The organism is Flavobacterium acetivorans (genome assembly GCF_020911885.1).
Taxonomy (GTDB): Bacteria; Bacteroidota; Bacteroidia; order Flavobacteriales; family Flavobacteriaceae; genus Flavobacterium; species Flavobacterium acetivorans.
Genome location: NZ_CP087132.1, coordinates 3,197,445 through 3,211,716 on the forward strand (window position 1 = coordinate 3,197,445; position 14,272 = coordinate 3,211,716).

Below are 14,272 nucleotides of genomic sequence, written 5' to 3' on the forward strand. Positions count from 1 at the left end.
CCTTTATCTCATTCCATTTGTTTGTTTAACTTTACTGAAATTATACTAAAAATGAAAAAAATAATCGCTTTACTGGTCGTTTTGACAACATTTTCTTGTTCCAATTCTAATGCACAAAAAACTGCTTTTTCTAAAGAAGCATTGTCCGAAAAATTATTAGCCCTTGATAATGGCCAAGTAGCATTTAAAGATATTTTAAAAAAATACAAAGGAAAAACCTTGGTAATAGAAATTTGGGCTTCCTGGTGCGGTGATTGTGTAAAAGCAATGCCAAAAGTAAAGGAATTACAAGCTAATAATCCTGATGTTGCTTATTTGTTCATTTCTATGGATAAAACAGCCGATAAATGGAAAGCCGGAATCGAGAAACACGAGATTAAAGGAGATCATTTCATGGCAAACGACCAAATGAAAGGCAAATTTGCCAAAGCATTGGACGTGGATTGGATTCCAAGATATATTATCGTGGACAAAAAAGGTAAAATTGTGCTTTACCGCGCCATTGAAACTGATTTTGACAAAATCAATCAAATCCTAACTGAATTAAAATAAAGAACTAAAAAGAATTTCTAAATATAACCGAACTGAAAATGAGAAAAAAGATAGTAGCAGGAAACTGGAAAATGCATAAAAATGCGGAACAAACAGAAGATTTATTGAATGAATTGATTGCAAAAATACCTACGGATACAGAGACAGAAGTAATCGTAGCTCCTACTTTCGTTAATTTGGCTTCAGCGGTAGCGCACTTAGAATTCACAAACATAAACGTTGCTGCCCAAAATATGCATCAAGCAGAAGCAGGTGCTTATACTGGTGAAATTTCGGCTGACATGTTACAAAATGTTGGTGTAAACACTGTAATCCTTGGACATTCAGAACGCAGAGCTATTTTCAATGAAACGGATGCTTTAATTGCCAGTAAAGTAGATACTGCTTTAGAACATGACATGACAGTTATTTTCTGTTTTGGAGAAGAATTGAAAGACCGTCAATCTGCCAATCATTTTAATGTGGTAGAAAACCAATTAAAAGACGGCCTATTTCATACTAAAGAATCTGACTGGGGGAATATTGTTTTGGCTTACGAACCGGTTTGGGCAATTGGAACCGGAGAAACGGCTTCTCCTGAACAAGCGCAGGAAATGCATGAATTCATCAGAGAAATTGTACGCAAAAACTATGGTAAGGAAGTAGCTGAAGAAGTATCAATCCTTTATGGTGGAAGCGTAAAACCGGAAAATGCCAAAGAAATTTTCTCTAAAGCTGATGTAGACGGTGGTCTTATTGGTGGTGCTGCCCTAAAAGCAGATGATTTTGCCGCTATTGTCAATGCAATCTAACAATCCGAATAAATATATAAAAAAGCGGTAAAATAGTATTTACCGCTTTTTTTATTTTTATCATATTCCATAAAAGAGAAATACTACCTTTGCAAAAAAAATAAACATGTCAAATATTTATATTGGTTATCATTTCAACATAGAACCAAAAGAACTGGGTTCAGAGATATTAATAGCTGAATTAGGCGAAACTGCTTTTGAAAGTTTTACTGAAACTGAAACTGGAATTTCGGCCTTTGTTCAAAAAGATTTATGGAATGAAACCATTTTGGAGGATATCCAAATTTTGAAATCGGAAGAATTTAAAATTGATTATACTTTCGAAGAAATCGATCAGGTCAACTGGAATGAGGAATGGGAGAAGAATTTTGAACCTATTGATGTGGAAGGAAACTGCCATGTTCGCGCTCCTTTTCACCCTAAAACCGATGCCGAATTTGATATTGTAATCGAACCCAAAATGAGTTTTGGCACCGGTCATCACGAGACCACCCACATGATGATTCAGCATTTATTGGAAATAGATGTTCGCGGAATGAAAACATTGGACATGGGTTGCGGAACGGCAATATTGGCTATTCTTGCCGAAATGAAAGGCGCACAACCCATTGATGCGATTGATATTGACAATTGGTGCTATTTGAATTCCATCGAAAATGCCGAACGTAATAACTGCAAGCACATCACCGTTTATGAAGGTGAAGCTTCATTACTGCAAGGCAAAAAATACGATTTGATTATCGCCAACATCAACAGAAACATATTGTTGAATGACATGCAAAGTTATGTTGATTGTTTGAATCCAAAAGGGACTCTGCTTCTAAGCGGTTTTTACGTAGAAGACATTCCTTTTATAGAGGCTTCCTGTACTGAAAAAGGTTTAACTTATGTTAAAAAATTTGAAAGAAACAATTGGGTCTCTTTAAAATTCGTAAATTAGCAAAACCTTACTAAATTACTGAAAATCAACAGTAAATTCATCTTTGTCTATTTATATTACTTTCGAAAAATTAAATGCATTAATGAAGATCATAAATCCCCTTTTGAAGCAATACAAAAATTGGAGTTTTGTATTTTTAAAAAACGACAAGTCAACTGAATTTTTATTTAACCACAAAATTATTTAAAAATGAGCACTAAAGTAAAAACAAGAGAGAAAATCAGTGTCAAAGAGGCAACATCTATAAATAATGAAATCATAGTTTATAACGATGATGTCAATACTTTTGATCACGTAATTGACACCTTAATGCGTGTATGTGACCATACACCGGAACAAGCAGAGCAATGTTCTTTAATTGTACATTACAATGGAAAATGCACTGTAAAAACAGGTCCTTTTGACAAATTAAAGCCACAATGCACCCAATTATTAGAGGCGGGCTTGAGTGCTGAAATCATTTAATTGTTACAGAACCGTTTTTTACAAATTATTTTTTATTATCAATAATTCACAAAACATTCTATTTTATTCTATATTTGAATGAAATAGAATGTTTTTTTATGGAAGAATACGGTAAAATACTAATTATTGCTATGCCCATTTTTCTATTGTTGATACTGATAGAAAAAGCATACGGAATCTACACTAAAGAAGATAATGTGCCATTAATGGACAGTGTTTCCAGTATCAGCTCCGGAATCACCAATGCCGTAAAAGATGTTTTAGGACTTAGTCTTACTTTTATTTCCTATGAATGGATGGTTTCTAAAATGGCTGTTTTTCATATAGAAAGTAATATCCTTACCTATTTGGTCGCTTTTGTCATCATTGATTTTTATGGCTATTGGACTCATCGATGGGCGCACCAAATTAATTTTTTCTGGAACAAACACGCCATACATCACAGCAGCGAGGAGTTTAATCTCGCCTGTGCTTTGAGACAGACGGTTTCCAGTTTTGTCAATCTGTTCACTTTCTTGCTTATTCCTGCCGCCATTCTTGGAGTTCCGGCAACAGTTATTGCTATTACACTTCCTATTCAATTGTTTTTGCAGTTTTGGTATCATACCAGACACATCAAAAAAATGGGGTTTCTGGAGCATATTTTGGTCACTCCATCGCATCATAGAGTCCATCACGCCATCAACCCGGAATACATTGACAAAAATCATTCCCAGATATTTATCTTTTGGGACAAATGGTTTGGCACTTTTCAGGAAGAATTAGAAACAGCACCTCCCGTTTTTGGAATTACCAGACCCGCCCAAACTTGGAATCCTATCCGAATCAACTTTCAGCATTTAGGGTTATTAATTTCAGACGCTTGGCGCGCCGAAAACTGGAAGGATAAATTCACTATTTGGTTTAAACCAACAGGCTGGCGTCCAGAAAATTTTGAAGAAAGATATCCTGTAAATAAGATTACAGATGTCTATAATTTTGACAAATATGGTACCGAAAGTTCCTCAAAATTAATCTACTGGTCAGTTGCCCAAGTTTTGATCACCTTATTATTTGTTACTTTTTTATTCGATAATATTGCAGTGATTGGTTTACCTAACGTATTCATTTACGGTTTGTTTATATTCGTCACCATTTACAGTTATTCTGAATTAATGGATAAACGAAATTCTTCAATTTTTTGGGAAACAATCCGATTCTTTTTGGGAATGGGCATTATTTTCTATTTTGGGAATTGGTTTGAGCTCAACGCTCAACTTCCAATAATCAATTACATTATTGCCAGTTATCTTTTTATATCATTGTTAGTGACTGTTTATTTTACTGCTTTCGAATTCAAAACCAAAAAAGAAATTCTTGTCAATTCCTAAAATCCTTTCTACAAAATCATCAATTTCGTGTCTATGAAAACGAATACTTTATTGCTCAGTTATATCGGTTTTTGTCTCATTTACCTTCTTATTATTCTCCTAGGAATGGAAGATGTTGCCTGGTTTTTAAAACCGTTTTTACTTCCGTTTTTATTATTTGGAGTCTATTTTCACCATGACTTTCCTTCTAAAAAATTCTTACTAACGGCATTGACTTTTTCTTGGATTGGAGATATCATTTTACTTTTTGCAGAGCGTGGTGAGTTGTTTTTTATATCAGGATTAATCGCATTCTTGATTTCACACCTTGTTTACATACTTCTTTTTAACAAACAATTAAAAGACAGAAACAAAAAAAACAAAGCCGTTTATTGGATTGGCGTAACGGTAATCATTGCTTATTTGTTTGTGATGCTCACCATTTTATTACCAAGTCTGGGAGATTTACAGCTTCCCGTTTTGGTTTATGCTATAGTGCTTTCTACAATGTTGTTGTTTGCCTTCAAAGGTTTTCTAAGCTGGAAAGAACCCGCAAATAGCTACGTTTTACTGGGTGCGATTATTTTTGTAAGTTCTGATAGCATACTGGCTTTTGATAAGTTCCATGAGCCCATTGCTATGAGTTCGTTCCTGATTATGGTTACTTATCTCACAGCACAATTTTTAATTGTAAAAGGTATTTTAAAATTAAATCAAAAAAAATAGCATCTTCTTTACAGAAAATGCTATTTATGATTTCAACTTAATTTTTATTTAATGTGGCAATTTGTTTTTAAACGCGCCATAAATAAAGGTTCCTAGTAAAGCGCCCAAAAGCACTATGCCTACACTCCAAAAACCGGCACCCAGCAATATAAAAATTGGTCCCGGACAAGATCCAACAAGTGCCCATCCTAATCCAAAAAACAAACCGCCTACCCAATAACGAGCAGATCCTTTTTCTTTATCCTGAATCTCAATAGGAGCACCATCGATATCTTTTATATTTTTTCTTTTTATGATTTGTATTCCAATAACTCCCGTAAGGATGGCAACCATAATGATTCCATACATATGGAAGGACTGAAATCGGAACATTTCATAAATTCGATACCAAGAAACAGCTTCAGATTTTGTAAGTACAATTCCGAAAACAAAACCAACTAGCAAATATTTTAATACTTTCATGTTCTAAAAAATTAAGGGTAATAAAAAATGAGCCATAATCAACCCTCCGATAAAAAACCCAATTACGGCTTTCAAAGAAGGAATTTGCAGATTACTCAAGCCTGAAATAGCATGACCCGAAGTACAGCCACCAGCATAACGAGAACCAAAACCAATTAAAATCCCTCCAATAAGTAAAAGAATAATATGTTTTGGCGACTCAAAAATCTGACTTCCAAAAAGGGCATCCGGCATTAATTTACCATTTGGCGCATCAATTCCCAACTGCGCTAGTTGCTCTATTGTCTTAGGGTTAATGCTAACATTTGAAGCATCTGCCATGAAATGAACTGCTACAAAACCGCCTAACATCGCTCCCAAAACCACTACCAAATTCCAGCGTTGTGCTTTCCAATCAAAATTAAAAAAGCCTACTCTTTTCCCTAATCCCGCCATAGAACATAGCGATCGCAAATTAGAGGACATCCCGAAGGTCTTACCAAAATAAATCAATGATAGCATAATCATGCCAATCAAAAAACCAGAGACATACCATGCCCATGTTTGAAAAATAAAATCCATATTATATATTTTTTAGGCAAATATAAGAAGCTTTTTAAACAATCCTTGGTTCTTTGGGGTCTTAGTCCTTTTACGTCTTCTCTAAAATGAGAAAAATCCATCACAATCTTAACCCTAGAAAACATCTAAATACTTCAAAAAAAAATCAAAATTCAGAATATTCTGCGAGTGTGACATATGTTACTGTGCATGCTTTTATGTCCGTCTACCTTTGCTTCATCAACTAGAAAAATTATGAAGAAACTAAATTTTATACTGCTATTGGGAACACTTTCTCTTCCCATCCTTGGCTTTGGTCAGGATACTTTATCGATTTCTAAAAAAGAAATTTGGCAAAAGGCATCCGAAAAAAATAGGCAAATTAAAATGGCCCAACAGGATTATAAATCGGCTCAGGCTGATTACCGCCAGTCCAATTCATTATTCTTACCCAATATTACAGCATCTCATACTGCAATTTCAACAACCAATCCGTTGATGGCTTTTGGGTCTAAACTGAATCAGGAAATCCTGACGGCTTCCGATTTTAATCTAGCTTTATTGAACAATCCTGTGAAAACGCAAAATTTTGCCACTAAAATTGAGGTGCTACAGCCCTTAATCAATATGGACGGATTCTACGGACGTCAGGCTGCCAAAGCCAAAATGGATGCTTTTGCTTTGCAAACGGAACGAAGCAAAGAATACCTGGAACTCGAACTCAACAAAGCCTTTATGGAACTGCAACTGGCTTATAAAGCCGTGAGTGTTTTAGAAAAAGCCTCTGCTACAGCCGATGCCAACATGAAACTGATTAAAAATTATTACGAGCAGGGAATTCTCCAAAAAACAGACCTGCTTTCGGTGCAACTTCGTGTCAATGAAATTAAAAATCAATGGCAATATGCCAAAAGTAATGTTCAAAATGCCTCTGATTATTTGGGATTTCTTTTGAATGAAGAAATGAGTAATAAAATCTATAAACCAGTCGAATCATTAGAAAACACAATTCTTATTGAAAATGCCACTACCCAGCTTTCGAATAACAGGAAGGACATTCAGGCAATGGATAAATCATCAGAAGCTTACAGAAAAATGTTGCAATCGACCAAAATGAATTTCTTACCCAGATTGAATGCTTTTGGAAGTTATGAATTGTACGATCAAACTTTATTTGGAACCAATGCCAAAGGCTATTTAGTAGGAGCCCAATTGTCATGGAATGTCTTTGATGGTTACAAATCCATTGGAAAAATGGAAAAGTCTAAAGCCGATTTCCAGAAAGCAACACTTGAAAACCAAGAATACAAAGCCAAAAGCCAACTGGAGCTGAATAAAACCAATCGCCAGCTAAAAGATGCCGAAAACAAAGTGAATCTGTCTAAACTGGCTTTGGAACAATCACAGGAAGCCTATAGAATACGAAGCAATCGATTTACTCAAGGACTCGAAAAAACAACAGATCTATTGCAATCTGAAACCCAAATGTCCCAAAAAGAATTAGAATTCCTGCAAGCCGTTTTCGAATACAATTTCACCAAAGAATATTTACAGTTTTTAACCAAATAGTTATTCCATTTCTCATTCTAATATAACTGCGAGCTCATAAAAAAAGTTAGCTGATTTTAAAGAAAAACCTTAAAACAACAAAAATGAAAAAAATATTTATCCCAATCCTAGCTGTAGCCCTTGCCTTTTTATCTTCCTGTAATGGAGAAAAAAAAGAAGCCTCTGCTAAGGAAGTTGCTATCCCCGTAAAAGTAAGTGGAACAACTCAAAACAACGACAGCCAATTTGTAACAGCCAGCGGAAAAATAACGGCCGAAAACAGTGCTACTATCAGTACCAGAATAATGGGTTATGTTACTAAAATCCCGGTGCAACTGGGGCAAAAAGTGACTGCGGGGCAATTATTAGTCAGCATCAACAATACTGATTTTTTAGCCAAAAAAGCACAAGTCGATGCCAGCATTCTACAAGCCACAGCTGTTTATACTAATGCCAAAAAAGATTATGAGCGTTTTGTTAATTTATTCAAACAACAAAGTGCATCCCAAAAAGAACTCGACGACATGACCGCTCGTTATGAAATGGCCAAAGCCGGACTTGAAGGTGCCAGACAAATGCGAAATGAAATAGCTGCCCAATTCTCTTATTCGAATATTACGGCACCTTTCTCAGGAGTGGTGACCAATACTTTTGTAAAAGAAGGCGATATGGCTAATCCAGGAATGCCATTGTTAAGCATCGAAGCTGCATCAAAATTACAGATAATAGCAATGGTTTCAGAAAATGATATTGCTTCGATACAAAAAGGAATGCCGGTAAATGTTTTGGTAAAATCTTCTAATACAAAACTAACTGGAAAAGTGAGCGAACTGAGCCTTTCGGCCACCAATACCGGCGGACAATATTTGGTAAAAATCAATCTGGATAAAACGGATAGTACGGTATTATCAGGAATGTTTGTAAACGTGCAGTTCCCTGTTGCTAATAAAGCAACAACACCAACAAATGAAATGGTTTGGGTTCCACAATCAGTATTGATCAAACAAGGACAGCTTACTGGAATCTATACCATCGGAACGGGAAATACCGCTGTTTTAAGGTGGTTACGTACCGGAAAAAGCATCGGCAATCAAGTCGAAATACTATCGGGTTTATCGGCTAACGAAAATTATATCGTTTCGGCTGAAGGGAAGTTATACAATGGCGCTTTAGTTAGTATTAAGTGATCAGTAAATAGTGTACGGTTTTGGGGATAACCTGAGACTTTAAAACTTAAAAAATAAAATTATGCAAGAAGGTATTTCAGGTAAAATAGCCCATTTTTTCATCAATTCGAAACTCACCATTTTATTGATGGCTGCTTTGATGATCATTGGTGTATACAGTTCGTTTCTGATTCCCAGAGAGGAAGAACCGCAAATTAATGTCCCTATGGCCGATGTGCTGGTAGGTTATCCGGGAGCAAGTCCCACAGAAGTTGAAAGTCGCGTAGCCAAACCTTTGGAAAAAATCATTTCGAATATCAAAGGCGTAGAACACGTGCATACCATGGCAATGAACGGTCAGGCAATGCTGATTGTCCAGTTCTATGTAGGTCAGGATGTGGAGCGTTCGTACGTAAAATTATATGACGAGCTGGCGAAACACGAAGATATGTTTCCTAAAGGTGTTTACAAACCCATTGTCAAAACCCGTTCTATAGATGATGTACCCATGCTGGGAATCACACTTTGGAGCGAAACGCAAGATGATTTTCAGTTGCGACAAATTGCCGAAGAAGTAACATCAGAAATCGAAAAGGTGAAAGATGTGGCTATTACCAAAGAAATTGGTGGTAGCACTCGCGAGCTGAAGGTAATCTTAGACAAGGACAAAATGGCCGAAAATGCTATCGACGCCTTGGGAATTATGCAAATGATTCAAGCCAACAACGGCAGTTCGCAATCTGGGAGTTTTGTACAAAATGACCAAGAATATTTAGTGACAACAGGTCAATTTTTATCGAATGCTGAAGATGTCGAGAACTTAGTCGTGGGTATAAATAAAAACCTTCCGGTTTACTTGAAACAAGTAGCCAAAGTACAGGACGGTCCTGCAACAGCCAGAAGTTATGTCTCTTTCGGATATGGCAAAGCCAACGAAAAATTTGAAACCGCAAAATCAGAATATCCTGCCGTGACTATTGCCGTAGGTAAAGTAAAAGGAGCTGATGCAATGAAAATTTCGGAGAAAATTATCACTAAAATTGAGCAGCTAAAAAAGAATTTAATTCCAACAGATGTTCATGTTGAAGTAACCCGAAATTATGGCGAAACAGCCTCGGATAAGGTGGGAGAATTACTGTTACACTTGGGCGTTGCCATAATAGCTGTAACCATTCTGGTGATGCTTGCCATGGGATGGCGTGGTGGATTGGTAGTGTTTTTCTCTGTTCCGCTGACATTTGCACTTACCTTGTTTAGTTATTATTTATTGGACTACACCTTAAACAGGATTACACTTTTTGCCTTGGTTTTTGTGGTGGGAATTGTGGTCGATGACAGTATTATCATTGCCGAAAACATGCACCGTCATTTCAAGATGAAACGACTGCCTTTCAAGCAAGCGGCTATTTATGCCATAAACGAAGTGGGAAACCCAACGATATTAGCCACTTTTACCGTAATCTCGGCGATACTTCCTATGGCCTTCGTATCCGGAATGATGGGGCCGTATATGAGTCCGATGCCTATTGGGGCTTCGATTGCGATGCTTTTATCGCTGTTTGTGGCATTGACTGTGACTCCCTATTTGGGTTATCACCTGCTTCAAGAAAAAGACGAGCAACAACACAAAGAAGCCGAAGGACTGGAAACCAGCCTTATTTATAGAATATACAATAAACTGGAGCGTCCGTTTTTGGAAAGCAGTTCCAAAAGAAGAACACTTCTAGCGATCACCATTTTATTATTATTCGGTTCTGTTTTGATGTTTTTCAACAAAACAGTGGTGGTAAAAATGCTGCCTTTTGATAATAAAAATGAATTTCAAGTGGTTATCGATATGCCTGAAGGAACAACCTTAGAACGAACAGCTGCCGTAACCAAAGAAATTGCACAATACCTGTCGGCACAGCCCGAAGTAGTCAATTACCAAAATTACATTGGAACCTCAGCTCCTATTACTTTTAACGGCCTGGTGCGTCATTATGATATGCGAGGCGGAAGCAATATGGCAGATATTCAGGTGAATTTGCAACACAAGGAAGACCGTGACATTCAAAGTCATGCGATTGCCAAAGCCATGCGTCCCGAAGTTCAAAAGATTGCCAAGAAATACGGGGCGAATGTAAAACTGATTGAAGTGCCACCTGGACCACCGGTACTTTCTACGCTAGTTGCCGAAGTTTATGGTCCTGATTACAACGAACAGATAAAAGTGGCCAAACAGCTAAAAACCATCTTAGAAACAACCTCAGATGTAGTCGATATCGATTGGATGGTTGAAGACCATCAAACGGAATACAAACTGGAAATTGACAAAGAAAAAGCAATGCTTAACGGAATTGCACCTCAACAAGTGGTGGGGAATTTAACTTATTTGCTGAAAGAATATCCGATTTCTAACTTGTATGACGAAAATTCAACTGACAATGTGGGAATTGTACTTTCGCTTGACGACAAAGACAAAACTAGTTTACAAGACATTCAGAATTTAAAAATTAAAGGAAGTCAGGGCAACATGATTCCTGTGAGTGATTTGGTCAAAGTAAAACAGGATACTTTGCAGAAAACCATTTATAGAAAAGACCAAAAACGTGTAGTCTATGTCACCGCCGATATGGCTGGTGCATTAGAAAGCCCTGTATATGCGATTCTGGGAATGAGCGAAAAACTGGATAAGATGAAAGTGCCAAAAGGCTATAAAGTAAACGAACTTTATATGGAGCAACCCACAGACGAAAGCAATTTTACCGTAAAATGGGACGGTGAATGGCAGATAACCCTAGAGGTATTTCGTGATTTAGGTGTTGCCTTTATGGTGGCAATCGTGATTATTTATATGCTGATTGTGGGTTGGTTCCAAAACTTCAAAACACCAATTGTAATGATGCTGGCTATTCCGTTATCACTTATTGGAATTGTGTTTGGGCACTGGTTATTGGGTGCTTATTTCACCGCAACCTCATTTATTGGGATGATAGCTTTGGCGGGTGTAATGGTCCGAAACTCGGTCTTACTGATTGACTTTATAGAAATCCGCCTTCAAGATGGCATTCCTATAAAACAAGCCATTATTGAGGCTGGAGCAGTGAGAACCTCTCCCATTCTATTGACTACCGGAGCTGTGGTTATTGGGGCATCGATTATCCTTTTTGATCCTTTATTTCAAGGATTAGCCATTTCGCTGGTATTTGGAGCTATCGTTTCTACCTTATTGACTTTGCTCGTAGTGCCTCTGATTTATTACATCAGCGAACGAAAAAAATGGGAAACACCAACCCAAGAAGACCAAACCAATCAAGAATAAAAAAATAGAAATTATGAAAAATAGAATTGTAAGAGCCGTAGCCGGAATATTTATAATGATAAGCTTGCTTTTGGCCGTTTATGTAAACCAAAATTGGCTGTGGATGACCGCTTTTGTAGGTGTCAATTTATCCCAATCCTCCATTACCAAATGGTGCTTGCTGGAAGACATCCTGAAAAAACTGAATATAAAAGACTAAGTTCAGTCATATTATACATACCAAACTAAAAGGCTGTCCGAAAAGGGCAGCCTCTTTTTATAAATATTTAGTGTAGTGGTCTTATCTTTTCTTTACATAATCCAGTTGATCATCTTGATCTATAATTTCAAATTCGGCATCTTTTTCCCAAATTTCCATTTCACAAGGCTTGCAATTGAATTTCAATTTGTATTCGTTTTCTCCATGTTTCAGAGTTAATGGCTCTACTACTTTTTCGCCCATAGTTGCTCTTTGGAATCGGGCACATTTACCCAATTCGTATTTCACGCAATATTTGGTTGTCATCACGCGTGCTTTTCCTGGATCCCATTGCAATTCGAATGCTTTTTCAATCTCGGTTACGCCATGTCTTTTATAAAAAGCTCTCGCTAATTTGTTCGAAACATTAAACGTAAAATCTAATTTCTCTGTTGGATAAGGAATATCTGATTTTGTAATTTGGAATTCTTTTCTGTCGTATTCGTTGATTCGAATGTCAATTAATTGTTCCAAAGCTATTCTACGAACTTCGTTTACTTTCGAAATTGGTAAAAACCAATTCTTAGAAAATTCCACTTCAATGTCATCAACAATAAAAGGTGTATTACCCGTTTTAGCTAAGTTTTTAGTGATATTTGGAATCACTGATTCTTCGCTTTTTGCCAGTTCTTTTTCAGTCACCAAAGCAGCTGTACTTTGATGTCCGTCTTCATCAATAACCGTTAACAGAAACCCATCCTGAGTTTCGGAAAATTTCAGGTTTACTCCTATTTTTCTAACCGCAGCATTTTCTTTTTCTACAATTCGGTTGAATTCCGCATCCGAATTTCGATAAATAACCGTTCCTACAGCAATATTCTTGAAAGTATTTGGCACGACAATATCATTCACAATAATATTGATTTGGACGCCATCGGCAATTCCCTCTTCATTGATAAAAAACAAACCGTCGCCATTATTCAGCTTATCGTGATTTTCAATCACATAACCATTGGCTTTGATTTCGGTAATTTTACCAATGTACTGACCTTGTGATTTTGGACTTTCCCAGTTCCCGATTTTTTCTTTTCGTTGGTTAACAAAATAATCGGTATAACCACGGTTGAAACTTCTGTCCATTTCTGGTTCGAAATTGTAGAAAGTTCTTCCAGAAGATGCTTTTTGGAAACTATCGTTATTTTCTAAGAAAGCATCTAATTTCTTTCTTAAAAACGAAGTGTTATTTTTTACGTAAACAATATCTTTTAGTCGTCCTTCGATTTTAAATGAAGTAATTCCTGCTTCAATTAAACTAGGCAATTGATCACTTAAATCTAAATCTTTTATCGAAAGTAAATGACTTTCGGTCAATAAAGTTGTTCCGTTTCCATCAATCAAGTTGTAAGGCAAACGACAGTTTTGTGCACAAGAACCACGATTGGCACTACGCTCACCACCGGCAATACTCATGTAGCAATTTCCACTAAAAGAAACGCAAAGCGCTCCTGAAACGAAAAATTCTAACTCCACATCAGTTGCAGCAGCAATATCTCTAACCTGGTCTAAATTTAATTCTCTAGCCAATACGACACGTTGCATCCCAATATCTTTCAGGAATTTCACATGTTTTGGCTCACGATTATTCGCTTGAGTACTGGCATGAATCACAATTGGAGGTAAATCCATTTCCATAATTGCCATGTCCTGTACAATAAGCGCATCGACACCAATATCGTATAATTGATGAATTAGTTTTCTGCAAGGTTCTAATTCATTATCGTACAAGATTGTATTTATAACCACAAAAACTTGCGCCTTAAACAGGTGTGCATATTTGACCATTTCGGCAATATCTTCAACAGAATTGGTCGCATTAGTACGCGCTCCAAATAATGGTGCTCCAATATATACTGCATCTGCACCCGCATTAATAGCCGCTATTCCTTGAACCAAGTTTTTGGCTGGGGCAAGAATTTCTACTTTCTTTTTCATTTATGGATTTTTATTCTATTTTAAAATTCAAATGCAATTCGCATACTAATTTTGGCCATTGGCACGAATTAAACTTATGCTCATTTCATTGAAAATTAAAGTACTGTATCTTTTTTCGATTTAAAAAATGCAAAATTACTAAATCCTTGAGAAAAAGACCGAATTAAGTTTAGAAATCGCTGACAAATCCACGACTTATTTCGTTTTTTCCTACAGCAGCGTTCTTTTAGAACGAGTATTTGGATCTCAATCCACTCTT

13 protein-coding genes are annotated in these 14,272 nt (G+C 36.6%); 10 read left to right on the forward strand and 3 right to left on the reverse strand.

From position 1 onward, the window contains the following. Positions 1-51 precede the first annotated feature (51 nt). The 6 genes from LNP19_RS13900 (at position 52) to LNP19_RS13925 (ending at position 4,823) form a co-directional block, all read left to right on the forward strand. The gene (locus LNP19_RS13900; RefSeq protein WP_230062494.1) at positions 52-552 is read left to right on the forward strand and encodes a TlpA family protein disulfide reductase; all 501 of its coding nucleotides are present in this window, start codon (positions 52-54) and stop codon (positions 550-552) included. A gap of 38 nt (positions 553-590) precedes the next feature. Then, positions 591-1,343, forward strand: a complete 753-nt coding sequence (gene tpiA, locus LNP19_RS13905; protein WP_230062495.1) for a triose-phosphate isomerase — start codon at positions 591-593, stop codon at positions 1,341-1,343. A 106-nt stretch (positions 1,344-1,449) separates the two neighbouring features. Then, positions 1,450-2,283: a 50S ribosomal protein L11 methyltransferase gene (prmA, locus tag LNP19_RS13910; protein ID WP_230062496.1), complete on the forward strand. Its 834-nt coding sequence runs from the start codon at positions 1,450-1,452 to the stop codon at positions 2,281-2,283. Positions 2,284-2,472: 189 nt separating this feature from the next. After that, positions 2,473-2,748, forward strand: a complete 276-nt coding sequence (locus tag LNP19_RS13915) for an ATP-dependent Clp protease adaptor ClpS (protein ID WP_230062497.1) — start codon at positions 2,473-2,475, stop codon at positions 2,746-2,748. Positions 2,749-2,846: 98 nt separating this feature from the next. Then, positions 2,847-4,118 carry a sterol desaturase family protein gene (locus tag LNP19_RS13920; protein ID WP_230064245.1) on the forward strand — a complete coding sequence of 424 codons (1,272 nt, stop codon included), beginning with the start codon at positions 2,847-2,849 and terminating at the stop codon, positions 4,116-4,118. Positions 4,119-4,151: 33 nt separating this feature from the next. Next, positions 4,152-4,823 (forward strand): lysoplasmalogenase, encoded by a 672-nt coding sequence (locus tag LNP19_RS13925; RefSeq protein WP_230062498.1) that lies wholly within the window; start codon positions 4,152-4,154, stop codon positions 4,821-4,823. Between the two features lie 48 nt (positions 4,824-4,871). On the opposite strand, the gene LNP19_RS13930 is transcribed toward LNP19_RS13925, so the two are convergent. Continuing rightward, positions 4,872-5,285, reverse strand: a complete 414-nt coding sequence (locus tag LNP19_RS13930; RefSeq protein ID WP_230062499.1) for a DUF6691 family protein — start codon at positions 5,283-5,285, stop codon at positions 4,872-4,874. Between the two features lie 3 nt (positions 5,286-5,288). Continuing rightward, on the reverse strand, positions 5,289-5,846 hold the full coding sequence (locus LNP19_RS13935; RefSeq protein ID WP_230062500.1) for a YeeE/YedE family protein: 558 nt from the start codon (positions 5,844-5,846) through the stop codon (positions 5,289-5,291). A gap of 234 nt (positions 5,847-6,080) precedes the next feature. On the opposite strand from LNP19_RS13935, the gene LNP19_RS13940 reads away from it, so the two are divergent. The 4 genes from LNP19_RS13940 (at position 6,081) to LNP19_RS13955 (ending at position 12,042) form a co-directional block, all read left to right on the forward strand. Next, on the forward strand, positions 6,081-7,394 hold the full coding sequence (locus LNP19_RS13940) for a TolC family protein (RefSeq protein WP_230062501.1): 1,314 nt from the start codon (positions 6,081-6,083) through the stop codon (positions 7,392-7,394). 83 nt (positions 7,395-7,477) lie between these two features. Then, entirely contained in the window at positions 7,478-8,560 is a 1,083-nt protein-coding gene (locus tag LNP19_RS13945) for an efflux RND transporter periplasmic adaptor subunit (protein ID WP_230062502.1), read from the forward strand. Between the two features lie 61 nt (positions 8,561-8,621). Then, the gene (locus LNP19_RS13950) at positions 8,622-11,843 is read left to right on the forward strand and encodes an efflux RND transporter permease subunit (RefSeq protein WP_230062503.1); all 3,222 of its coding nucleotides are present in this window, start codon (positions 8,622-8,624) and stop codon (positions 11,841-11,843) included. Positions 11,844-11,856: 13 nt separating this feature from the next. Further along, positions 11,857-12,042, forward strand: a complete 186-nt coding sequence (locus LNP19_RS13955) for a YgaP family membrane protein (RefSeq protein WP_230062504.1) — start codon at positions 11,857-11,859, stop codon at positions 12,040-12,042. 81 nt (positions 12,043-12,123) lie between these two features. Here the strand turns inward: LNP19_RS13955 and LNP19_RS13960 are convergent, their stop codons facing one another. Further along, the gene (locus tag LNP19_RS13960) at positions 12,124-14,013 is read right to left on the reverse strand and encodes a peptidase U32 family protein (RefSeq protein ID WP_230062505.1); all 1,890 of its coding nucleotides are present in this window, start codon (positions 14,011-14,013) and stop codon (positions 12,124-12,126) included. Between the last annotated feature and the right edge of the window lie 259 nt (positions 14,014-14,272).